Raw genomic sequence first — 21948 nt, forward strand, 5'->3', positions numbered from 1 at the left:
GGCTCAGTACAGCCCGTAGTACGCGCGTCCCTCGCGGGAGAACATCGCGACGATCATGTACACCGCGAAGCCGAGCGGGACGGCGGCCAGGATGTCGCCGGTGACCATGTTCCACGTGAGCAGAGCGGCGGCCGCTCCCTGGAAGAGCACGACCCCCCAGTACGCACCGAGCGTGCGGTGGCGGATGCGGCTCGCCAAAAACGTGGACAGCAGACCGTAGACGCCGGTGATCACCGCGAGGGTGCCCATCATCGAGCGCATCACCTCGGGGGTGACGGCCAGCTCGACGTTCTCCTCGGCGGCCAGTTCGGACTGCTGTCGGAGCACCTCGCCCATCTCCTCGGGCGAGACGCTCAGCCCCATGACGAACAGCAGGGACAGGCCGATCCCACAGGCTCCACCGATGAACATCAGCATGCGCACGATCGCGACCTTGCGCGGCAGCGGCGCGTGGGGGCTCAGGGCGTCGAAGTGGGCTCCGAAGCCGAAGAGCCCGTGTCCGGCCCCGTGCGGGTCCTGCGGTCCAGAGGGAGACACGAGAGTCCTTCCGAGGCGTCGATCGGGAGTGCGGTCCCATGGTAGGCGGAGGCGGTCGCCCGGAGCGGACGCGCCCGGGACCTACCCCGGATTGTCCAAAACGTCACCGGGGCGCCGGTGCCGCCTCACCGGCCCGCGTCTATGGTGAATCCTTTCGTACCACGTGCCCCCGACCTCCCACTCCCCCATTCCCCCGGACGAAGGAGTCTCACCGCATGTCCAGACTCGTACGCGCCTCGGGCGCGCTGCTGCTGACGGGTGCCCTGGTGGCCTCGTCCGCGGTGTCCGCCACGGCGGACACGGCGGAGGAACCCGCCTTCACCCTGACGGTCCTGCACGGCAACGACCCCGAGTCGCAGCTGCTGCACGCCTCGGCCGACGCCGACTTCGGCGGCGCCGCCCGCTACACCACCCTGTTCCAGCGGCTGCGCGCGTCGGAGACCGTGGAAGGCGGGGCCGGCGAGGCGGTCGACCGCGGCGTGGTGTCGGTCAACTCGGGCGACATGTACCTGCCCGGTCCGGAGCTGGCCGCCTCGCTGGAGGAGGGCGCGCCCTTCTACGACGCGATCGTCGCCAACGAGGTCGGCTACGACGCGGTGTCCATGGGCAACCACGAGTTCGACTTCGGCCCGGACTTCTACGCGCGCTTCGTCGGTGAGCTGTCCGAGGACACCCCGGTGGTCGCGGCCAACGTGGACGTGTCCGGCGAGCCCGAACTGGCCGCGCTGGCCGACGCCGGGCGGATCGCGCCCAGCACGGTGGTGGAGACCGGCGGCGAGCGGGTCGGCGTCGTCGGCGCCCTCTACCCGGACCTGGCCAGCATCTCCAGCCCCCGCGACGTGGTGGTGGACGAGGTCGTGGGCCCGGTCCAGGCCGAGGTCGACCGCCTCACCGCCGACGGGGTGGACAAGATCGTGCTGATCTCCCACCTGCAGGGCATCGGGTTCGAGCAGCGGGTCGCCGGGGAGCTGTCCGGGGTGGACGTCATCGTCGCGGGCGGCGGGCACGAGGTCATGGCGGCCCCCGACGACGCCCTCGTCCCCGGTGACGAGATCACCGCGAACCCCACCACGGGCGAGCCGCTGCACTACCCGCTGGTGGTGAGCGACGCCGAGGGCGGCGACCTGCCGATCGTCACCGCCGGATCCGACTACGAGTACGTGGGCCGCCTGGTCGTCAACTTCGACGACGCGGGCGAGCTCGTCTCGGTCGCCGACCGGTCCGGCGCGGTCCGCGTCTCGGGCACCGGCGACGACGCGGTGGACGAGCACCCGACCGTGCGCGGCCAGGTGACCGAGCCGGTCGCCGCCTACGTGGACTCGCTGGCCGAGACCGAGGTCGCCCAGAGCGAGGTGGGTCTGGACGGCACCCGCGACCCGGGCGTGCGCACGCAGGAGACCAACCTGGGCGGTCTGATGGCCGACGCGCTGCTGGACACGGGGCGGCGCCGGGCGCAGGAGTACGGCGTCGCGGAGCCGCAGATCGGCATCCAGAACGGCGGCGGCATCCGCAACGGGTCGGTGCTCCCGGCCGGCCCCCTCACCGTGCTCGACACCTACTCGATCGCGCCCTTCGCCAACCAGGCCGTGGTGGTCCCCGACCTGCCCCGGACACAGATCAAGGAGCTGCTGGAGCACGGTGTGTCCGCCACTCCGGCCGCCGACGGGCGCTTCATGCAGGTGGGCGGGGTCAACTTCGCCTACGACCCGGAGCGCACCGCGCAGGAGGTCGACGCCGAGGGCACGGTCCTCACCCCCGGTGAGCGGGTGCGCAACGTCGTGCTGCACGACGGAACCGTGCTGGTGGCGGGCGGCGAGGTCGTGGACGGCCCCGCCGTCTCGGTCGCCACGATCGACTTCTCCGCGCGCGGCGGCGACATGTACCCGTTCCGCGGCGCTCCCTTCACCGTGGTGGGCACCACCTACCAGGGCGCGCTGGAGAGCTTCCTCACGACGACGCTGCAGGGCCGGGTGACGGCCGCGGAGTACCCGGAGGGCGGCTCGGGCCGCATCGTGGTGGGCGAGGAGGCGACGAACCCGGGCACGCCCGCGACGGGCACGCTGGAGCAGGTCCGCGAGCCGGTGCGCGAGGGCGTCTCGGCGCACTTCCGGTACACGACCGACGCCCCGGACTCGGGCAACGTGGTGGCCCTGTTCGCCGAGGGGACCTCGCCCGGCGACGGCGAGCCGCTCGCCACGGCCAAGGCGCACAAGGCCGAGGGCCGGACCGCGGTGGGCACCCGGGGCCTGGGCACCGGAGCGTTCACCGCCTACCTGCTGGACGGCGAGGGCGCCGTGCTGGCAGGGCCGACGGCGTTCGAGATCGTGCCGCGCCGGTAGGACGGCGCACCAAGGGCCGGTCGCCCCGAGGGGCGGCCGGCCCGCGGCGCGTCCGGAATGCTGCAAAGAACACGGCCTAGGGCGTGTATGACGGATGCCGCCCGTCGCGAGCGGCGTTCCAGTGGTGGCCTCGCAAGGCCGAAGAAGGAAGCATCCTGGTGTGGCTGTTGACTGATGAGAACGCAGCGAGGGTGCCGCTGGGGCGTCGCGCAGCAGGGTGAGTGTCCGTCATACACGCCCTAGCAGCGGGGCAGCCCGTCCACCGGTTTCCAGGGCTCGGCCACGCGCAGCGAGGTCGCGCTGACGAAGACGTCCAGGTTGCCGACGCTGTCGTCGGTGAGGACCCACCAGGTGCTCATGCGTCCCTGGCCGTCGGAGTGGGGCTCGCCCTCGATCTGACAGAAGAACGCGTTGCGGCCGGCCCAGAGCCAGCCGCCGGTGGCGTACCGGGTGTCCTGGGACCAGTAGGAGCGGCTGTCCCGCCAGGTGGTGTAGTACCGCCGCGGCGAGAAGTCCTCGCTCGCCTCGTCCTTGGGGACGTCGGCGGTGTGCGCGGCGGCCATGGAGGGCGCCGCGCCCAGGGCCAGGGCGCACACGAGTGCCGCCGTCACCGTCCGCAGGGTGCCTCCGTGGGCCATCGCCGCTCCTCACGCCGCCGGACGGTCAAGTCCGCCAAACAGTATCGACAGCGCCATTGTGACACAGAGCGATCTTATCGTGACTTTACGACACAGGGCGTGGTCCGCAGCCGCCCCTAGCAGCCGGCCGCGGACCTGGCGTCGGCGGCCATGCCGTCGCGCTCTCCCTGGTCGAGGCCGTGGTGCTCGAACCACACCAGCACGAAGTGGCAGGCGTCCTGGGTGTCCTGGGCGTCGCTCCCGGACTGCGCGTCCCGCATCGCCAGGGCCGCCGCCATGGCGATCCCCGCGTTCTCGAAGGCGACGATCCGCACGGCGTCGGTGTCCATGGCGGAGGTACAGAGGAAGGGGTCGGGCTCGGCCGACTCCTCCGACTCGACGCAGAACTCCTCGGTCGTGTCGAGCCGCGAGCCGATGGCGTGCTCCTCGCGCAGCGCGTCGACCAGATCGGCGGCGGTCATGGCGCCGGCGGGCCCGGAGGGCGACGGGTCCGGTTCGGGGGTCGGTTCCGGTGTCGGCTCGGCGGTCGGCGGCCGGGTGGGCTCCGCGGTGGACGAGGACGGCCGCGGGTCCGGCGACTCCCGCTCCGAGGGCCGCTCGGCGACCCCCTCGTCCGGCCCCGCGCCGACGAGGCCGACCGCCGCCTCCGTCAGGGCCAGCGACCCGCCCAGGAAGGCGGCGCCGCCCAGGATCGCGATGACGGTGAGGACCACGAGCAGCCCCGTTCCATGGCGGCTCGGTTGCGGTGGTGGGAACGGATGCACGTGCGACTCCTCGCCTCGGGTGCCCGACTGACCCAAGCCTCCCAGTTTCACCAAGAGCGTGCAAAGAACGGCCCCATGGTGGACAACTGACCTTTATGTCCGGTATGTGATTAGCGTATTTTCGACCAACCTTGGGCCTTCCGGCGCGCATAATAGGGAAATGCGCGACCCCGGACCTACGATCAACAGCATGACCTGCGTTTTGCTGGCCGAAGACGATGTCTCGATCTCCGAGCCTCTCGCGCGCGCACTCCGCCGCGAGGGCTATACGGTGGATGTGACCGTCAACGGCATTGAGACACTCGACCGTGCCCGTGCGGGAGACATCGACCTCATGGTCCTTGATCTCGGGCTGCCCGAAATGGACGGGCTTGAGGTGGCACGTCGGCTGCGAGCCGAGGGTCACGGAACGCCGATCCTGATCCTGACCGCCCGCGCCGACGAGGTCGACACCGTCGTCGGCCTCGACGCGGGCGCCGACGACTACGTCACCAAGCCCTTCCGCCTGGCCGAACTCCTCGCTCGCGTACGGGCCCTGCTGCGCCGGGGCGGCGCGGAGGTCCCGGTCGTGCACGGGGTACGCATTGACAACGACTCGCGACGCGCGTGGCTGGGCGAGCGGGAACTCCAACTCACGACGAAGGAGTTCGACCTCCTGCGCGTGCTCGTCCGCGACGCGGGCAAGGTGGTCACTCGTGAACAGATCATGCGTGAGGTGTGGGACACCAACTGGTGGGGTTCGACGAAGACTCTCGACATGCACATCTCCTGGCTGCGGCGCAAGCTCGGCGACGACGCCAACCAGCCCTCGTACATCACGACCGTTCGTGGCGTGGGATTCCGCTTCGAACGGGACTGACTCGACCTTGGGTTCACAGCGCTCGGTACCGGCCGGCCGACCCAGAGGCCGTACGGACGTGAGGTGACATGCGCAGGAGGATGGTCTTCTCCACGCTCGTGGTGACCGTCATCACCGTCATGCTGCTCGGGCTGCCCCTGGGCGCGCTCACGTACAAGCTCGTGCACGACGAGAGCAGCCGCCAGCTCCAGGGCGAGGCCGAGCTCATCGGCGCCGAGAGCGACAGCATGCTCGAACTCCACGGTGAGATCGACCTGGCCGAGTTCGACCGCACCTACACCGACCGGTTCGTCCGCATCACCCCGGGGGGCGGCGTCTCCACGGTGACCGCGGGCGACCCGGCGCTCAACCCGGAGGCGCCCGACTCGCCCCGCCTCCTGCGCCAGACCGCGCTGACCGGCGACGGCACGCGCGTGGAGGTCTGGGCGGAGGCCGAGTCGGTCCAGCAGAGCGTGATCCAGGCGTGGTTGGGCATCGCCTCGCTGTCCCTGCTCGCCATCGGGGTGGCCGTGGGCCTGTCCATGTTCCAGGCCCGCAGGCTCACCCTGCCGCTGGTCGACCTGGCGGCCACGGCCGAACGCCTGGGCTCCGGCGTGGCCTCACCGTGGGGCCACCGGTACGGGATTCCCGAGGCCGACCGGGTGGCGGAGGTGCTGGACCGCAGCGCCGAGCGCATCGCCGGGCTCATCGCCACCGAGCGCCACTTCGCCACCGACGCCTCCCATCAGCTGCGCACGCCGCTGACCGCGCTGACGATGCGGTTGGAGGAGATCATCGCCGAGTCCGGCGACCCCGAGATCGTCCGGGAGGAGGGCGAGGCCGCCCTCGCCCAGACCGAGCGGCTGGTGGAGACCGTCGAGAGCCTGTTGGGGCGGGCCCGCAAGAGCCAGAACCCCGAGGTCGAACCGGTCGAACTCGACCCGGTGCTCAACCACATCCAGGAGGAGTGGTCGCCCGTCCTCATGCAGGAGCAGCGCAGGCTGCTGGTCACCGGAGACCCGGGGCTGACCGCGATGACGGTGCCCACCGACCTGGCGCAGATCCTGGCGACGCTGGTGGAGAACGCCTACAAGCACGGCGCGGGCACGGTCACCATCCGGCGCCTGGACACCGGCCAGTCGGTGCGCGTGGAGGTCAGCGACGAGGGCGAGGGCGTGCCCGAGCACCTGTCCGGCCGGATCTTCGAGCGCGAGGTCAGCGGGAGCGGCGGTACCGGCCTGGGCCTGGCCCTGGCCCGGCACATCGCCGAGTCCGAGGGCGCCAGGATCGAGCTGGTGCAGACCCGGCCGACCACCTTCGCGCTGTTCCTGCCGGCCGGCGCGGGCGGCCTCAGCAAGATGACCGGCCCCGTCTGACCTCCCCGGGCGCCGGACCCCTGGTCCGGACGATGTCCGTGCCCTCGTGCGTCCGGAACTCGACGGCCGTTCAGCCGGTGAAGAGCCGGTCCAGACGGTCATCGAGGACCGCCAGCGCCCTCGCCCGCGTCAGGTGGCCCAGCAGTGTCTGCGCCCTCAGCCCTTCCGCCAACGCGAAGACCTCGGTGGCCGCCGACTCCGGGTCGGTGGCCGCGTCGACCGACCCCTCGTCGATCCCCTGGCGCAGCACCTGTTCCAGGAGGCCCTGGATGCCCGCGTAGCCCTGGAGCAGGGAGGCGGCCAGGCGCGGCTCGACCAGCGCCCGTGCCAGGAAGGCGAGGCCGACGCGCTGCGCCTCCACCCGGCGGGGATCGTCGTCGAGCAGGCCGCCCAGGACCGAGCCGACGACGGCCCGCGGCGAGGGCGGTGCCGGCTCCGCGGCCAGACACTCGCGCGTTCCGCGGACATCGCGGTCGGCGACGTACTCCAGCACGAACAGCAGCATCTCGTCCTTGGTCCGGAAGTAGTGCTGCACGCGCCCCATCGAGATCCCGGCTTCGGCCGCCACGTCGCGCAGGCTGACGGCCTCCAGCCCCCGAGCGGAGACGAGGGAGCAGACCGCCTCCGCGATCTGGGCGCGCCGCTGCTGGTGGTCCACCCGTTTGGGCATCGTCTCCCCCGCCTTCTCGTCCGACGCACCGCATTGCACCACACTCCTCGCCCCATGGTTACGATGCAAGTGCATTGCAATGCGGTCGCATCGCCAAAAGGGAAGGAGCTGGGCATGTCGAAGGACCTCCGCCTCATGTTCGGGGAGGCGTGGATCTACGGGCTCACCCTGGTCACCGGGCTCCTGCTGATCGTCCAGGGCTACGGGTCGGGGCTGACCGAGAGCCTCTGGGGCTTGGCTTGGGGACCCCTCGCGTGGGTGGGCGAACGCGTCCCGCTTCCGGCCGGGGCACCGTTCCTGCTCGGCACGACGGGCTGCGTCTTCGTGCTCGCCGCGTGCTTCGCCGCCCGCCACGACTGACCGCCTCCGCGCTCACCGCGCGTCCCGGGAAACGGCACCGGCTCCGCCCGCCCCGCTCCCCCACCGCGCACGGCGAGGGGCGGCCCGGCGATGCCAGGAGAGAGAAGATGCGGAGATGTTCTCGGCGCCACCCCGGTGGTCCGCCGGGCATCGCGGAGGTCATCGGTCCACTTCCGCGTACATGCCGTGGCCGTTCGTCAGGCGTCCCCAGCGCGGGGCGAACGAGTTCACGAGGACGAGGCCGCGCCCGTGTTCGGCGAGCGCGTCCGGGGCGGGACGACGCAGGGGGTGAACGTTCCCGAGGGGGCCACCGTCGCGGACCTCCAGGCGGAGGCGGTCGGGATGGATGAGGAGCCGGACTGCGAACCTGCCGCCGGGGAGGCCGCTTTGCGTGTGGTGCACGGCGTTGGTGGCGAGCTCGGAAAGGATCAGGCCGATGTTCTCCGGCGGCTCGATGCCTTGGGTGGTGAGCCGGGCGTGCAGCCAGGTTCGGGCCTCGCCGACGGAGGTGGGCACCCCGGGGAAGCTGGTGCGGCCTCGCCAGAGCACCTCGTTGTGAGGTGGAGCGAAGGCCAGCGCCCTGCCATGCTCCGGCTGGAACGGTTCTGCGGCGGAGATCTCTCGGTTCATGGGACCCAGATCACAGTGCGCTCACGATGAGTGACAAGCCCACCGCCTAGCGCATGTGCATCCCCGTATTCTCGGCGCATGGACGATGCATCTTTTCGCACGCTGCTGCGTTCGGGCCGCACATCACGAGGCTGGACCCTGGACCGGTTGGGCAGGCTCGTCGGCGCCGTGGGGACCACGGTCGGCCGGTGGGAGAGAGGCGAGTACCTGCCGCCCCGGGAGGTCGCGGTGTCGCTGGACCGTGAACTGGGCTACGGCAGCCAGCTCATGCGCGCGTGGCAGATCGAGAAGACGGGGTCGCCGTTGCCGCCCTGGGCGCACGACATCGCCCTCCTGGAGGAACGCGCCCGCCTCATCGAGCTGATTTCACCGCACCTGGTCCCAGGGCTGTTGCAGTGCACGGGCTACATGCAGCTGATGATGGGACGCAACCTCATCCCCGCCGCCGACATCGCGCGTCTGGTGGACGCGCGTTCCCGAAGGCTCGAAGCGCTCATCGCGAACGGGCTGGCCTCCGTGACGGCGGTGTTCCCCGCCTTCGCCGTCGACCGCCTGCCGCCGGACGTTCGACGGGAGCAGGCGACTCGGCTGCTGGAGCTGACCGGCACCGGGCACGTCGACGTGCACCTGATCATGGACGAGGAAACCCCGATCGGCCTCATGGGGCCACTGATGATGTTCCACCTTCGCGAAGGCGGGGCAATAAGTGCGAGTGAGCACAACAGGGGCGTTATCGTGCACGACGAGGCGAGCGACATCGGCCGCCTGCACCACCAGATCAAGGCAGCCCTGGGCCGTTCCCTCCCCGCGGCCGCGTCGCGCCGGTTCCTGGAAGAAGTGAGGTAGCAGCATGTGGCACAAGTCCAGCCATTCCCCCAGCGGTGGGGACTGTGTTGAGGTCGCGGAGGGCGCCACCACGCTCGTCCGTGACACCAAGCACCGGGACCTCGGACACCTGGAGTTCGATCCCACCGAGTGGGCCGCCCTCGTCCGGGCGGCCCAGGTTCAGTAGCCCCTACACGCAAGCGGGCCCCGTCAGGTGTTCTGACGGGGCCCGATGCTGTCAGCGCGTGAAGACGTAGGGACTCAGGTCGGGCGGGACGCTCGCCTGGTCCACCGCGAAGGTGGCCCAGACGTGGGTGCCCAGATCGGCCCAGGGAGCGAGGGGGAAGTGCCCCCAGGCCGTGGACAGGTTCTCGACCAGTAGCAGCCCGCGTTGGCCCTCGGCCCCGTCCCACTCGGCCTCGGTGCGTTCGGTGGGGATGCGAGGAATCCCGCCTCCGCCGCCGCAGTCGCTGAGCGACACGCGCAGGGTGCGTTCGTCGGGCATGGACAGGGCCCGGATGACCTCGCCGTCCCGGCGTCCCGAGTCGGTGTATTTGACGCCGTTGGCCAGGAGTTCGCTGGTGACCAGCTGGAGGGTGTCGACCAGGTCGGAGTCGAATCCGGCCAGGTCGGTGGCCAGGTCGGCGCGGACTCGGGAGAGCTCGGAGAGATCGCCCGGGTAGGTGCGGTGTTCCCAGAAGACGGTCGGGCGCGTTCCGGTGGTGATCGCGTGCATCAGACGGCCACCGCCTCGGCGCGGCGCGGCCGGGGAACAGGGGCGAGCAGGTCGCCGACCGGGGGCCTGGCGGTCCACTGGTCGAGGCGGGCGCGGGCCTGGGCCTGGACGCGGGCGAGGTCGCGTTCGGTCTCGAAGGCGCGGTAGTAGCCGCGCACCAGGGCGACCTCTTCGGCCGGGATGGGCGCGGGCGGCGCGGCGAGGCGGGGTGCCGGGCGCGTGGCGGCCCGGGCGAGCGCGGGGTCCGGCAGGGGCGCGTAGCGGCGCACACGGGTGGAGCGGCGTCGGCGGCCGGCCACAGAGTGGCGTCCGCGCGCGGGGGTGAGCAGGGCCTTCAGGCAGTCGAGGGCAGACCTGAGGAAGGCAGGGCTAAACTGACCCATGTCAGCAATCCTTGTCTTAGAGGAGTGAGTTGCTGGCCACGGCCTCGGACGCAAGCTAGCGTCGCGGGGCCTCCGCTTGTTCGGTTGTGTTTGCGACAAAGAGTAGGGCATGGAGGGGGCAAGGGGGAACTTTTTCGGGAGGGCGTTCGGAAGTAGTCCGAATTCCGTCGCGTCAGCCCAGGTCAGCCCTGGCCCCTGAAGCCTTGGCCATAAAACCCTGCTCCCGCCGAAAGTAATCTCTTTGTCGGAATTTGGGGTGATTTCTCGGGTAATGTGACCCCAGGAAAAGGGGCGTTCCGGCGGTGCCGGAACGCCCCTTCGGGTCGGTGTCAGGAGTGGGCGGCGGAGGCCGCCGCGGCGTTCTCCGGAACCTTGCCGCGCACCACCAGGTCGCTCCACAGCGAGCGGACCCGGTCCAGCCCGTAGACGCTTGTCACCTCCGCGCGCGCCCGCTCGGCCTCGGCGGCGAAGCAGCCCTCGGAGACGGTCGCGTGGACGGCCTCGGCGATGGCGACCGCGTCGTCGTGGATCCAGTGCGGGTCGTAGATGGTGTCCGCGCCCGGCCACGGCAGCAGGGCGGGCACCCCGCCCGAGGCCGCGCACTCGGCCGGCGCCAGGTGGAACGACTCGTCGTCACTGGTGGAGAGCATGAAGCCCACCCGTCGCAGCCACGTGGCCACGTCCGGCCCGAAGGGGTCGAACACCACGCCGGAGGCGAGGCGCTCGTCCCGCTGGATCCGGCGGTACACCCGCTCGAAGTAGGAGCGCTCCTCCGGGCGGTTCCAGATCCACCAGTACTCCCACGGCTGCTTGGTCTTGACCGAGAGCGTGTACCTGGGGTCCATCCGCCGCAGCTCGGAGATGACGTCCAGCCCCCGGTCCAGCCGCTTGCGCGAGGGGGCGATCCCGATCATGCCCAGGGAGTACTCCGCCCCGGCCAGCTTGGGCCGCGCCAGCTGGACGTCGTCCACCCAGTTGGGCACGACCACGACCTTGTCCGACGGCCACCCCGTGATGTCGCGCGTCAGGTCCGCGTAGTGCGGACTCACGCACACCACCGCGTCGACCTTGCCGATGTCGAGCTTGCGCGGCCACTCCGCGTACAGCTCGAACCGGTGCAGCCGGACGATGAGCCGCTGGTCGGGGCGCTTCCACTTGGCGTAGAACAGCGCGTTGGGCCCGCACCACTCGCAGATCACCACGTCGGCCCAGCCCGCCAGCTCGCGCGAGCGGTACTGGTCGTGGGCGTTGAGCCCCTCCCACTGGTCGATGCGCACGTCCAGGCCCGGCAGGGCGTCCAGGTACTCCGCCAGCCGGGTGAAGAACTTCAGGTCGTGGCCGGCCACGACCACCTTGAGGGGGCGCTCGGGGTCGGCGCCCTCCGGGGCGGTGGGCAGCGCCTCGGCCAGGTAGCCGCGCAGCCGCTCGGCCGCCCGCTCCAGCGCGTGCGCCGCCGCCGCGTCCCGGCACCTGCGCGCCGCGTCCGCGTACAGTTCGCGGTCGGCGTAGGCGCGGGCGACGACCTCGGCGACCGAACCGATGTCCGCCCCGGCGAAGAGCGGGTAGTCCGCGCCCAGCAGCGCCTCGTGCATGGGGGTGCGGTTGAGGACGACCGGCAGGCCGAGCGCGCCGAGCTCCAGCACCTTGGTGGACAGCTCCAGGCTCGCGTCCATGGACGGGTCGCGCCAGGACAGCCCGAAGTCGCAGTCGGCGGACTGGCGGAGCGCCTCCGCGCGCGCCATGCCGCCGCGCCAGTCCACGTGCTCGGTCGACTCCAGGGCCCGGCGCATGCGTTTGGCCCAGTCGGCGGGCTCGGCGTGGATCTTGTCGCCGATCATGACCATCTCGGCGTCGACGCCGAGCCGGCCGAGCCGCTCGGGGAGCTCGGTCATCTCCAGGGTGTTCCAGCGCGGCGCGAACTTGCCCGTGTAGGCGATGCGCGTGCGGGCGTGCACCTGGCCGTCGGCCTGGACGCCCTCGGGCACCACCACCACGGGCGGGAACAGCACGGAGCGCCCGCACGCGGCGGGCACCGACGACTCCAGGAAGGCGCGCAGCTCCTCGGTCTGGCAGAGCAGGAACCGGGAGGCGAGCGCGATCTCGGTGAGCTCGGCGGTGGAGGTGGCGGTCAGCTCGCCGACGCTGTGCGGGAAGTCGGTGAGGTAGGTCCACAGCCGTCCGGCCAGGGCCTCCTCCTGGGCGGCGAGCCCCGCCAGGCGGCGGCCTCGGACCACGACGAGGTCGAAGGGGCGGCGCTCGTGCTGGCGGGTGATGAGCTCGACGGCCTGCTCCGGGGTGAGTCCGCGCGGACCCCGGTCGGGCACGAGGTCGTCCTCGTAGGGGCGCAGCAGGCGGATCCCGGGCGCGTCGGCCAGCGGTGCGACCAGCCGGTCGGTGCGCACCGGCGCCTTGAGCAGGAGGGTCACCTCGCATCCGGCCGCGGCCAGGGCCTGCGCCATCGACTGCGCCCAGATCGCGGAGCCGTCGATGATGTTGAGGTCCACGTCCCCGTACAGGAGCGCGCGCGGAGAAGGTGTACTCACGTTCTTCCCTTCGGATGCTTTCGGGTGTTCCGCGCGGAGCGGTCAGTGCGACGGGGGATCAACCGACCGCGCCCGTCGACGCGTCGGCGGCGCTGTGGGCGGAACCGCCGGCTCCGCCACCGGGGCCGGGGCCGTGGTCCGGTCCCAGTGCCAGCAGGCGGTTGCCGCGCCGGTTCCACTCGGCCGGGTTCCACCCTCGGCGCAACAGCGGTGTCCTGGCCAGTTCCGGCGTCACGGCACTGACGAAAACATACTGGGTGCCGCCCGAGCGCGTGCGGTCGAAGAAACCGTGCCCGCCCGCGTCACCGCGGGCGCCCTCGGTCTCGCCGGGAGCGGGCGCGCCGACGGCGTCGGCGCCCGAGCACTCGGCCGCGCACACCAGGTCGGCGAGCCGGTCGGCGCCCACGCGCCCGGTCCACGGGTAGGCCCACGGCGCGGTGGCGCGTTCGGCCAGCGCGGCCCAGCCGTCGGTGCCGAGCGCGCCGATGCGGGGACGGTCGCCGTCGCGGGTGAGCTCCTCGGGAGTGTCCGGGGCGCTGAAGCGGGCCGAGCGCACGGTCACGCCCTCGGCCCGCAGCCGCTGCACGCCGGGCAGGCGGGCGGCGGCGCCGGGCACCACGACCTCGGTCGGTCGCAGTGTGGCCGCGAGCAGGTCGTCGGCGAGCAGGTCGGCCTCGGCCTCACCGGCGGGGTCGGCCAGGACGGCCACCGAGCGGCCGCGCAGCGGCAGCTGGGCGCCGGGGGTGTCGGTGGCCAGATCGAGTCCCTCCAGGATCTCGGCGAGGCGCACCGGGGTGGCCGTGTCGAAGAAGACCTGGCGCAGCATGGTGCGCTGTTCCGCCGAGCTGGGCACGGCGGCGCGCAGGCGCGGCACGGACACCGCCAGGTCCTCGCCGCCGGTCCGCGCCGGGTCGGTGTGCGCCACCACGTGGGCGCCGCAGGCCCAGGCCCGGCGGCGCATGCGCTCGTGGTCGGGGCCGGAGCCGGGGACGACCGCGACGTTGGCGGCGCGCAGGGCGTCGGCCAGGTCGGGCGAGTCGACGTCGGTGACCCCGGCGCCCAGGTCGGTGAGCAGGTCGGGGACCCGGTCGCCCGGCCCGGAGCGGACGTAGACCGCCTCGGGGCCGCGGACGAGGTCGGCGGCGACGGGGTTGAACTGGTGCAGGGGGACGCCGGCGTCCCCGTCGTGGATCCGGTCGAAGCCGAGCTCGCGCAGCGCGGGCGGGGCCGGCGCGTCGTCGAGCAGCACCGTGGGGATGCCGCGGGCGGCGGCGGACTCCAGGACCCAGTGCAGGGCGCGCGTGCGGTCGACCACGGCGGGGTCGCCCACGTGGGCCCACGGGGAGCCGGGGGCGGCCGCGGAGGACGAGACGAGGACCAGGTCCACGTCCACGCCGTCCATGACGATCTGGGCGTCGTGGGGACGCAGCGGCACGGTCCGCACGTAGGGGTCGACGGCCTGCTGGATCTCGGGGCCCACGACGGTGGCCACGACGAGCAGGTCCTCGCGTCCGCCCACGACTCCGGTGAGCAGGCGCGCCTCCTGGCGTTCGGCATCGAAGGAGCGCACGGGCTCCGCCCCGGGCCGACGGCGCTCGGTGTGTCTGGTGCTGCCGCTGCGGCGCCAGAGACGGTAGAGGTCACGCGGGAGCTTGACCAGGGAGCGGCCGGGCCGTTTGGCGGCCGCGGTCAGGGCCCGTCCCACCTGCAGCGAGGTGGAGCCCTCCACGGCGGCCAGGCGCGAGCGCGCCTCCTGGAGTTGTGCCTCGCGCTCGGCGAGGGCCTGCCGGAGCTGTTCGGTCTGGCTCTGTTCACGCCGTTTCACGGTCTGCCACCTTGCGTTCTGGTCGGATCGGCGAACCCGCCGCGTTCGTCGCGTGTGTCGGTTCCGACGGTGCCGGGTGGAGTCCCCGGCGTGTACCAGGCCTGGTCCGGATGCCCGTCGTCAGGCGCGAACCGGCGCCGGAGGGCCGTCCGCGCCGTACGGCGGGGTCGTCGCCCCGTCGAGTGCCGGGCCGGGTCCGGATGCCCAGGGCCAGGCGCGCGGACCAGGGCCGGAGCCGCGGGCCCTCCGTCACAGGACGGTCCCGCGACCCGCGGCCGTCGGGCGATGGCGGGCGACAGGCCGGCTCGGCCGGTGGTCTGGGGGAGGGTGGGGACGGGCATGGCATGGGATCACCTGGACCACTGGGTGAGGATGGTGGCGATGCGCTCTCCGGCGTGCCCGTCCCACAGGGGCGGGGTGCTGCCGACGCGCTCGGGGGTCTGGCCGTGCAGGACCTTGGTGACGGTCTGGAGGAGGTCGGCCTCGGTGACGAGCTGGTTGGTCCCGTGGGTGATGGTGACGGGCCGCTCGGTGTTGGGGCGCAGGGTCAGGCAGGGCACGCCGAGGACGGTGGTCTCCTCCTGGACGCCGCCGGAGTCGGTGACCACGGCCGCGGAGCCGCGGACGAGGGCGACGAAGTCGAGGTAGCCGAGGGGCTCCAGCAGGTGCACCCGTGGATGGTCGCCGAGTCCGGCGCGTTCGAAGGCGGCCTTGCCGCGGGGGTGGACCGGCATGACGACGTCGACCTGGTCGGCGATCTCGTGCAGCCGCCTGGCCAGCAGGGCGGCCGTGTCGGGGTCGTCGACGTTGGCGGGCCGGTGCAGCGTGGCGGCGACGTAGCGCTCGGGCAGGCCGAGTCGCGCGCGCAGGGCGTCGGCGTCGAACCGGTCGAGGTTGGCCAGCAGGGTGTCGATCATGGGGTTGCCGACCAGGTGGACGCGGTCGGTCGAGACGCCCTCGGAGGCCAGGTGGCCGATGGCCTCGGGGCTCGTGGCGAAGCAGAGGTCGCTCAGCTGGTCGGTGACTCGCCGGTTGACCTCCTCGGGCATCGTGTTGTCGAAGGAGCGCAGTCCGGCCTCCACGTGGGCCACCGGGATGCCCAGCTTGGCGGCGACCAGGGCGGCGGCCACGGTGGAGTTGACGTCACCGTAGACGACCACCATGCCGGGCCGGCGCTCGGTGAACTCCTTCTCCAGCCCGACCATGAGGGCGGCGGTCTGCACGGCGTGCGAGCCCGATCCCACCCCGAGGTCGACGTCCGGCGTGGGCAGGCCCAGGTCGCGGAAGAACACGGCCGACATCCGGTCGTCGTAGTGCTGCCCGGTGTGGACGACCGACTGGTGGGCCCCTCGCCCGCGCAGGGCGGAGACGACGGGCGCGGCCTTGACGAAGTTGGGGCGCGCGCCGACGACGTGCACGATCCCGGTGTCCTGGCTACCAAGGGGGGCGCTCGTTGCCACGTCTGTCACGTTTCCTTCTGTTGGAGTGGAGTTTGCCGTGTGATGGGGTCCGTTCGGCCGAACGGCGGCTCCGGAGGAGTGCCGGAGCGGCGTTCCTTGCCCCAGCCGTCCCGCCCGTGTCGCCGTGGTGTCACCATCTGGTCACGTCCACGTGGTTGTGTGACCTACCGTGCACGACACCCAGACTTCCCGAACCCGCGCTCCCCGCCCGCGCACCCGCTGGGTGCGGGCCGGGACGTTCACACTCTCGTTGGCCTGGCGACACCTGAGGGCCGATCCCGCCCGTCTGCCGCTGCTCGCGCTGCGGCTGCTGCCCGGCCCCGCCCGGCGTGCGGTGCGGGCCGCGGCCTCCCGGTGTGGGGGCCTCGCCCGCGCCTACGCCCTGTGGGACCGGGGGCGTCGCGAGGACGCCCGCGCGTCGGTCCTGTCCGCGGCACGAGGTGCCTCCCCCCGCCGGGTCGGCCGTCTCGTGGCGGCCTGCCTGGCCGCGGGAGACGCCGACACCGCCCGCGCTCTGGTGAGCCGGATTCCGGAGGGGCGCTTCCGGGATGCCGCGGAGTACCGGACGGCCGTGGCCACCGGACGTGCCGTCCCCGTGTCCTCGTCGCCCGACCATCACGGAATCACGTTAACCCGCGATGCCCGAACGCCGCCCGACGACACGGTGAACGCTGGGCGACCGCCCGTACCGGCAGGTGAACGGTGGCGTGTGGCGGACGATCCGGGGTCTCCGGGGGCGGGATTGCGCGTACTCCACCTCGTCACCAACGCGCTCCCGTCGACCAACGCGGGGTACACCCAGCGCACGCACAAGATCGCGGTCGCCCAGCGCGAGGCCGGCATGGACGTGCACGTGGTCACCAGGGCGGGGTTCCCGCTGACCAAGGGCGTACGCGACGCGCGCACCGTGGTCCGCCTGGACGGCGTCACCTACCACCGCCTCATCCCGTGGCGGGCTCCGGCCGACGCGGCCGAGGAGCTCGTGGTGGGCGTGCGCATGGCGTCGAAGCTGGTCGAGGCGGTGCGCCCGGACGTGCTGCACGCCGCCAGCAACCACCACAACGCCCGTCTGGCCCTGGAACTGGGGCGGCGCCACGGCCTGCCGGTCGTGTACGAGGCCCGGGGCTTCCTGGAGGAGTCGTGGCTCTCGCGCGACCCGTCCAGGAGTGTCGAGGACGCCTTCTACCAGGCCGAACGCGCCAACGAGACGGCCTGCATGCTGGCCGCCGACCTGGTGGTGACGCTGGGCGAGACGATGCGCGCCGACATCGAGGCGCGGGGGGTCGCCCGCGAGCGGCTGCTGGTCGTGCCCAACGCGGTGGAGGCGTCGTTCCTGGACCCGCTGCCCTCGGGCACGGAGGTCCGCGAGGGCCTGGGCATCGGCACGGAGGACTTCGTGGTGGGCACCACGACCAGCTTCTTCGGCTACGAGGGCCTGGAGGTCCTGGTGGACGCGGTCGCGCTGATGCGCGAACGCGGCGATCGGGTGCACGCCCTGCTCGTGGGCGACGGCCCAGAACTGCCGGTCCTGCGCGACCGCGCGCGGACGCTGGGGCTCGACGGCGCCGTGCACTTCCCCGGCCGGGTCCCCGCCGACCGGGTGCGCGCCCACCACGCGGCCCTGGACGTGTTCGTCGTGCCGCGCAGGGACGAGCGGGTGTGCCGTCTGGTGACGCCGCTCAAGCCGGTGGAGGCGATGGCCGGGGGACTTCCCGTGGTCGCCAGTGACCTACCGGCATTGCGAGAGATCGTGGAACCTGGAGTGACCGGCGAGTTAATTCCGGCGGGCGAATCGGCAGGTCTCGCCGATGCTCTGACAAAACTCGCCTACAGTCGGGAAAGGCGGATCTCCTACGGCCGAGCAGGCCGGAGCAAGGTCGGTGCCGACCGCACCTGGACCGAGGCCGCATACCGCTACAACCAGGCGTATCGGATTCTTATCCGGACATTGTCCGGACCAGGCCAGAATCCTTGATCGAGGACATCGAGTACCTAGACTCGGACGTCCAACGCACTGTGTGACGCAAGGCAGTCCTCGATGACCGACGCCCGTTCACCAATGAATGCGAGTGTGACCCCGAAGTGGATGCCGCAGCCTCCAAACCAGCCAAAGCCATCATTCCCGAGCAGTCGTCCGGCGGTGCCGTCAGCGACCTCGTCGTCCTGGGACTCGGCTACGTCGGCCTGCCTCTGGCGGCCGAGGCCGTCTCCGCGGGGCTCAAGGTGACCGGCCTCGACCTGAGCGAGCGCGTCGTCTCCGGACTGCAGCGGGCCGTCTCCCACGTGGACGACCTCTCCGGCGAGGACGTGGCCTCCATGCTGGAACGCGGATTCACCGCGACGGCGGACCCGGCGTGCCTCGCCACGGCCCGCACCATCGTGATCTGCGTGCCCACCCCGCTCTCACCGGAGGGCGGCCCGGACCTGGGCGCGGTCACCTCCGCGTCCCGGACCATCGCGGGCCACCTGCGCCCCGGCACCCTGGTGATCCTGGAGTCGACGACCTACCCCGGTACCACCGAGGAGGTCGTGCGCCCGATCCTGGAGGAGTCCGGACTGGTGGCCGGAGCCGACTTCCACCTGGCCTTCTCCCCCGAGCGCATCGACCCGGGCAACCCGACCTTCGGCGTGGCCAACACCCCGAAGGTCGTCGGGGGGCTCACGCCCGAGTGCGGGGAGGCCGCCGCGGCCTTCTACGGCCACTTCGTGAACACGGTCGTGCGCGCCCGGGGCACCCGCGAGGCCGAGATGGCCAAGCTCCTGGAGAACACCTACCGCCACGTCAACATCGCACTCGTCAACGAGATGGCCATCTTCTGCCAGGAGCTGGGCGTGGACCTGTGGGACTCCATCGCGGCGGCGGCCACCAAGCCGTTCGGCTTCCAGGCGTTCTACCCCGGTCCGGGCGTGGGCGGGCACTGCATCCCCATCGACCCCAACTACCTCTCCTACAAGGTCAAGACCCTCGGCTACCCGTTCCGGTTCGTCGAGCTGGCCCAGGAGATCAACGGGCGCATGCCGTCCTACGTCACGCAGCGGGCGCAGGAGCTGCTCAACGAGTCGGGTCTGGCCCTGTCGCGGTCCAAGGTGCTGCTGCTCGGCGTCACCTACAAGGCCGACATCGCCGACCAGCGCGAGTCGCCGGCCCGCCCGGTGGCGCGGAAGCTGGCGGCCAAGGGCGCCACGCTCACCTACCACGACCCGCACGTGGAGACCTGGGAGGTCGACGGGGTGGACGTGCCCCGCTCCACCGACCTGGACCAGGCCCTGGCCGACGCCGACCTGACCATCCTGCTCACCGACCACGCGGAGTACCGCCCCAAGCGGCTGGCGGAGTACGCGCGGCTGCTGCTGGACACCCGCGGCGTGCTGCGCCGCGCCGAGCCCGAGACCGACGCGTCGGTGCCCGCCCAGGGCCGCGACCACGTCCTGCGCGAGGGCCTTCAGGTCCTCTGAGCACCCGCGTCACCGCCTTCACCCGGGGCACGTCGACGGACCTCACCCGAGCGTCCACCGGCGTGCCCTTTCGCGTTCACCCGGCGCCAACCGAAGGTTCATCGGATCCACCCCGCGTGTCCACCCGGCTTTCCTCACCATGTTTCCGCTGGTGAATACCGTGTCGATGAGCTGGTCCAGCCCGATTTGAGCGGATCATCGATACGGGGTGTCACGTCTCGTGCGCCCCGCGACCCATCCGGTGAGACACGTAGGTGATCTTCATGCACGCGCTCGTGGCCACGGTTGTGCACCACCCCGAGGACGCGCGGATCCTGCACCGACAGATCCGCGCACTGCTGGACGTGGGTCACACGGTGACCTACGTGGCGCCCTTCCGCGAGTGCGGGGTGACCCCCTGGGGCGAACTGCGCGCGATCGACGTGCCCCGTGCCACGGGACGCGAGCGGATGGCCTCGCTGCGGGCGGCGCGCGCCGTGCTCGCCGAACACGCCCCCCAGGCCGACCTCCTGCTCTTCCACGACCCCGAGCTGCTGCTGGCCCTGCCGTCCCGCCGGCCCGTGACCGTGTGGGACGTGCACGAGGACACGGCGGCCGCGCTGCTCACCAAGCCGTGGGTCCCCCGGCCGCTGCGCCGTCCGCTGGGCCTGGTGGTCCGCTCCTTCGAGCGGCGCGCCGAGCGGCGGATGAAGCTGCTGCTGGCCGAGGAGGGCTACCGCTCGCGGTTCCGCCGCCAGCACCCCGTGGTGCCCAACACGACCGAGGTGCCCGAGACCCCGACGCGCGCGCCCGGTGACGACCGCGTGGTCTACCTGGGTCACGTGTCCATGGCGCGCGGCGCCCGGGAGCTGGTGGAACTCGGCCGCGCGCTGCGCCCGCACGGAGTCCGGCTCGACGTCATCGGCGGCGCCGACGTCCGGGTCCGGCCGATGCTGCGCGAGGCCCAGCAGGCGGACGACCTGCACTGGTACGGGTTCGTCCCCAACGACCGGGCGCTGCGGATGTGCGCCGGAGCGACCGCCGGGATCAGCATGCTGCACGACACCCCGAACTACCGGCACTCGATGCCGACCAAGGTCGTGGAGTACATGGCCCACGGCCTGCCGGTCGTGACCACGGCCAACCCCATGGCGGAGGCGCTGGTGACGGGACGGCCGGAGGGCCACGCCGGCCGGGTGGTGCCGTTCGGCGACGTCGAGGCGGCGGCCGAGGCGGTCCTGGAACTGCGCGGCGACGAGGGCCTGCGGCGGGAGATGGCGCGCACGGGCCACGAGATCGCCCAGACGTCCTTCCACTGGCCCGTCCAGGCCCGCCTCTTCGTCAAGCAGCTGGAGGAGTGGGTGGCCGAGGCCTCCCCGACCCCGAGCGTGCCGCGGCCGCGCAGCCGCCCCCAGCTGGTGCAACGTGAGCGCCGACACACCCGCTCGGCACGGGAAATATCTTCCTAGTCAACAAGGTTGTGCCTCGCGTCGGCCACCGCCCGTGGCCGACGCGCACCGCACGCACGACCGAGGACGAACATGACGCAGCTGGCACTCGACAAGGTCGCCCAGGACCTGTTGTTCCGTGACGCCCGTACCGCGAACACCTTCACCGACGAGCCGGTGACCGATGAGCAGGTACGCGCCATCCAGGACCTGGTCAAGTACGGTCCGACGGCCATGAACAGCCAGCCGCTGCGCGTGACGGTCGTCCGCTCCCCCGAGGCCCGCGAGCGCCTGGTCCGCCACATGGCGGGCAACAACGCCCCGAAGACGGCCACCGCACCGCTCACCCTGGTGCTGTCCGCCGACACCGACTACCACCAGCACATGGACCGCACGTTCCCAGTCGTCCCGGGCGTCGGTGGCGCACTCGCCGCCAACGCGGACAAGCGCGAGGCGGACGCCCGGTTCAACGCGCTCCTGCAGATCGGCTACCTGATCGTGGGCGTGCGCGCGGCCGGGCTGGCGGCCGGCCCGATGACGGGCTTCGACGCCGAGGGCGTGCGCACCGAACTCTTCGGCGCGGACTCTCCGCTGCGCCCGCTCGTGGTGATGAACATCGGCCGTCCCGGACCGGACGCCTGGTTCGACCGGCTCCCCCGCCTGGAGCATGACGAGGTCGTCACCGAGATCTGACCCACGCGCACGACAGGGGCCGGACATCCGTGAGTGGATGTCCGACCCCTGTCACGTGCCCGTCGCCTACTGGTGCGGTGGCGGAGGGCCCCACTGGCCGCCCTGTGGGGGCTGCTGGGGGCTTTGCGGCTGCTGGGGAGGGTGGGGCTGGTGCGGCTGGTGGGGGTGGGGCGGCTGCGGCCCCCATGGACCCCCCTGCTGGGGGTGCGGGGGCCGCGGAGGCGGAGTGCTCTTCTTCGACGCCTTGACGATCACGAAGATCACCACGCCGATGATCGCGAAGAAGACGACCGCGACCACCAGCATCACGATGAGGGAACCGAGTCCAGAGACCATGGGCACGCAACTCCAAGCAGGGAACGGCGGCGCGTCCTTCGCGCGCCGCAGCGGCCCTCATCCTGCCACGCGCGACCGGACCCGCGTCCCCGGCGCCCGACAACCTTTGACC

The 21948-nt window shown here is 72.1% G+C and carries 21 protein-coding genes; 10 read left to right on the forward strand and 11 right to left on the reverse strand.

Translation table 11 applies throughout. The annotated features are described in order from the left end of the window. Positions 1 to 3: 3 nt before the first annotated feature. Positions 4 to 537, reverse strand: a complete 534-nt coding sequence (locus DFP74_RS05165) for a hypothetical protein (RefSeq protein WP_121180659.1) — start codon at positions 535 to 537, stop codon at positions 4 to 6. Positions 538 to 752: 215 nt separating this feature from the next. Between DFP74_RS05165 and DFP74_RS05170 the strand changes: the two genes are divergently transcribed. Next, positions 753 to 2876, forward strand: a complete 2124-nt coding sequence (locus DFP74_RS05170; RefSeq protein ID WP_121180660.1) for a bifunctional UDP-sugar hydrolase/5'-nucleotidase — start codon at positions 753 to 755, stop codon at positions 2874 to 2876. A gap of 239 nt (positions 2877 to 3115) precedes the next feature. On the opposite strand, the gene DFP74_RS33780 is transcribed toward DFP74_RS05170, so the two are convergent. Together DFP74_RS33780 and DFP74_RS05180 are read right to left on the reverse strand one after the other, a co-directional pair. Continuing rightward, entirely contained in the window at positions 3116 to 3514 is a 399-nt protein-coding gene (locus DFP74_RS33780) for a hypothetical protein (RefSeq protein WP_199725484.1), read from the reverse strand. Between the two features lie 116 nt (positions 3515 to 3630). After that, on the reverse strand, positions 3631 to 4278 hold the full coding sequence (locus DFP74_RS05180) for a hypothetical protein (RefSeq protein ID WP_147453821.1): 648 nt from the start codon (positions 4276 to 4278) through the stop codon (positions 3631 to 3633). Between the two features lie 190 nt (positions 4279 to 4468). On the opposite strand from DFP74_RS05180, the gene DFP74_RS05185 reads away from it, so the two are divergent. Both DFP74_RS05185 and DFP74_RS05190 read left to right on the forward strand, forming a co-directional pair. Beyond that, positions 4469 to 5137 carry a response regulator transcription factor gene (locus tag DFP74_RS05185; protein ID WP_017570862.1) on the forward strand — a complete coding sequence of 223 codons (669 nt, stop codon included), beginning with the start codon at positions 4469 to 4471 and terminating at the stop codon, positions 5135 to 5137. Between the two features lie 68 nt (positions 5138 to 5205). After that, positions 5206 to 6492 (forward strand): HAMP domain-containing sensor histidine kinase, encoded by a 1287-nt coding sequence (locus DFP74_RS05190; RefSeq protein ID WP_121180662.1) that lies wholly within the window; start codon positions 5206 to 5208, stop codon positions 6490 to 6492. A 70-nt stretch (positions 6493 to 6562) separates the two neighbouring features. Here the strand turns inward: DFP74_RS05190 and DFP74_RS05195 are convergent, their stop codons facing one another. Continuing rightward, positions 6563 to 7162 carry a TetR/AcrR family transcriptional regulator gene (locus DFP74_RS05195; RefSeq protein WP_158612966.1) on the reverse strand — a complete coding sequence of 200 codons (600 nt, stop codon included), beginning with the start codon at positions 7160 to 7162 and terminating at the stop codon, positions 6563 to 6565. A 114-nt stretch (positions 7163 to 7276) separates the two neighbouring features. On the opposite strand from DFP74_RS05195, the gene DFP74_RS05200 reads away from it, so the two are divergent. Beyond that, the gene (locus DFP74_RS05200; protein WP_121180664.1) at positions 7277 to 7522 is read left to right on the forward strand and encodes a hypothetical protein; all 246 of its coding nucleotides are present in this window, start codon (positions 7277 to 7279) and stop codon (positions 7520 to 7522) included. Positions 7523 to 7681: 159 nt separating this feature from the next. On the opposite strand, the gene DFP74_RS05205 is transcribed toward DFP74_RS05200, so the two are convergent. Beyond that, positions 7682 to 8152, reverse strand: a complete 471-nt coding sequence (locus DFP74_RS05205; RefSeq protein WP_121180665.1) for an ATP-binding protein — start codon at positions 8150 to 8152, stop codon at positions 7682 to 7684. A gap of 78 nt (positions 8153 to 8230) precedes the next feature. On the opposite strand from DFP74_RS05205, the gene DFP74_RS05210 reads away from it, so the two are divergent. After that, a complete protein-coding gene (locus tag DFP74_RS05210; RefSeq protein WP_147453822.1) occupies positions 8231 to 8998 on the forward strand; it encodes a helix-turn-helix transcriptional regulator in 768 nt (255 codons plus the stop codon). A 4-nt stretch (positions 8999 to 9002) separates the two neighbouring features. Then, on the forward strand, positions 9003 to 9164 hold the full coding sequence (locus DFP74_RS05215) for a DUF397 domain-containing protein (RefSeq protein WP_121180667.1): 162 nt from the start codon (positions 9003 to 9005) through the stop codon (positions 9162 to 9164). Positions 9165 to 9215: 51 nt separating this feature from the next. Here the strand turns inward: DFP74_RS05215 and DFP74_RS05220 are convergent, their stop codons facing one another. From DFP74_RS05220 to wecB, 5 genes are all read right to left on the reverse strand, one after another. Continuing rightward, entirely contained in the window at positions 9216 to 9713 is a 498-nt protein-coding gene (locus DFP74_RS05220; protein WP_121180668.1) for an ATP-binding protein, read from the reverse strand. Next, on the reverse strand, positions 9713 to 10096 hold the full coding sequence (locus DFP74_RS05225) for a hypothetical protein (RefSeq protein WP_121180669.1): 384 nt from the start codon (positions 10094 to 10096) through the stop codon (positions 9713 to 9715). Before DFP74_RS05225 ends, DFP74_RS05220 begins: the two co-directional genes overlap by 1 nt. 329 nt (positions 10097 to 10425) lie before the next feature. After that, entirely contained in the window at positions 10426 to 12612 is a 2187-nt protein-coding gene (locus tag DFP74_RS05230; protein ID WP_121188038.1) for a glycosyltransferase, read from the reverse strand. A gap of 85 nt (positions 12613 to 12697) precedes the next feature. Then, positions 12698 to 14464 (reverse strand): hypothetical protein, encoded by a 1767-nt coding sequence (locus DFP74_RS05235; protein WP_121180670.1) that lies wholly within the window; start codon positions 14462 to 14464, stop codon positions 12698 to 12700. A 350-nt stretch (positions 14465 to 14814) separates the two neighbouring features. Beyond that, positions 14815 to 15924: a non-hydrolyzing UDP-N-acetylglucosamine 2-epimerase gene (gene wecB, locus DFP74_RS05240; RefSeq protein WP_121180671.1), complete on the reverse strand. Its 1110-nt coding sequence runs from the start codon at positions 15922 to 15924 to the stop codon at positions 14815 to 14817. Positions 15925 to 16174: 250 nt separating this feature from the next. Here wecB and DFP74_RS05245 point away from each other — a divergent pair, with 250 nt between their 5' ends. The 4 genes from DFP74_RS05245 to DFP74_RS05260 all read left to right on the forward strand — a co-directional run bounded on the left by DFP74_RS05245 (position 16175) and on the right by DFP74_RS05260 (position 21500). Continuing rightward, complete coding sequence (locus tag DFP74_RS05245) at positions 16175 to 17899, forward strand: glycosyltransferase family 4 protein (RefSeq protein WP_233570811.1); 1725 nt, start codon at positions 16175 to 16177, stop codon at positions 17897 to 17899. Between the two features lie 107 nt (positions 17900 to 18006). Continuing rightward, positions 18007 to 19380, forward strand: a complete 1374-nt coding sequence (locus DFP74_RS05250) for a nucleotide sugar dehydrogenase (protein ID WP_121180673.1) — start codon at positions 18007 to 18009, stop codon at positions 19378 to 19380. Between the two features lie 263 nt (positions 19381 to 19643). After that, positions 19644 to 20828: a glycosyltransferase gene (locus tag DFP74_RS05255; protein WP_121188039.1), complete on the forward strand. Its 1185-nt coding sequence runs from the start codon at positions 19644 to 19646 to the stop codon at positions 20826 to 20828. A gap of 72 nt (positions 20829 to 20900) precedes the next feature. Then, complete coding sequence (locus tag DFP74_RS05260; protein ID WP_121180674.1) at positions 20901 to 21500, forward strand: malonic semialdehyde reductase; 600 nt, start codon at positions 20901 to 20903, stop codon at positions 21498 to 21500. Positions 21501 to 21566: 66 nt separating this feature from the next. On the opposite strand, the gene DFP74_RS05265 is transcribed toward DFP74_RS05260, so the two are convergent. Further along, positions 21567 to 21836 (reverse strand): hypothetical protein, encoded by a 270-nt coding sequence (locus DFP74_RS05265; protein ID WP_121180675.1) that lies wholly within the window; start codon positions 21834 to 21836, stop codon positions 21567 to 21569. Between the last annotated feature and the right edge of the window lie 112 nt (positions 21837 to 21948).

Origin of the sequence: Nocardiopsis sp. Huas11 (assembly GCF_003634495.1) — a bacterium.
Classification (GTDB): Bacteria; Actinomycetota; Actinomycetes; order Streptosporangiales; family Streptosporangiaceae; genus Nocardiopsis.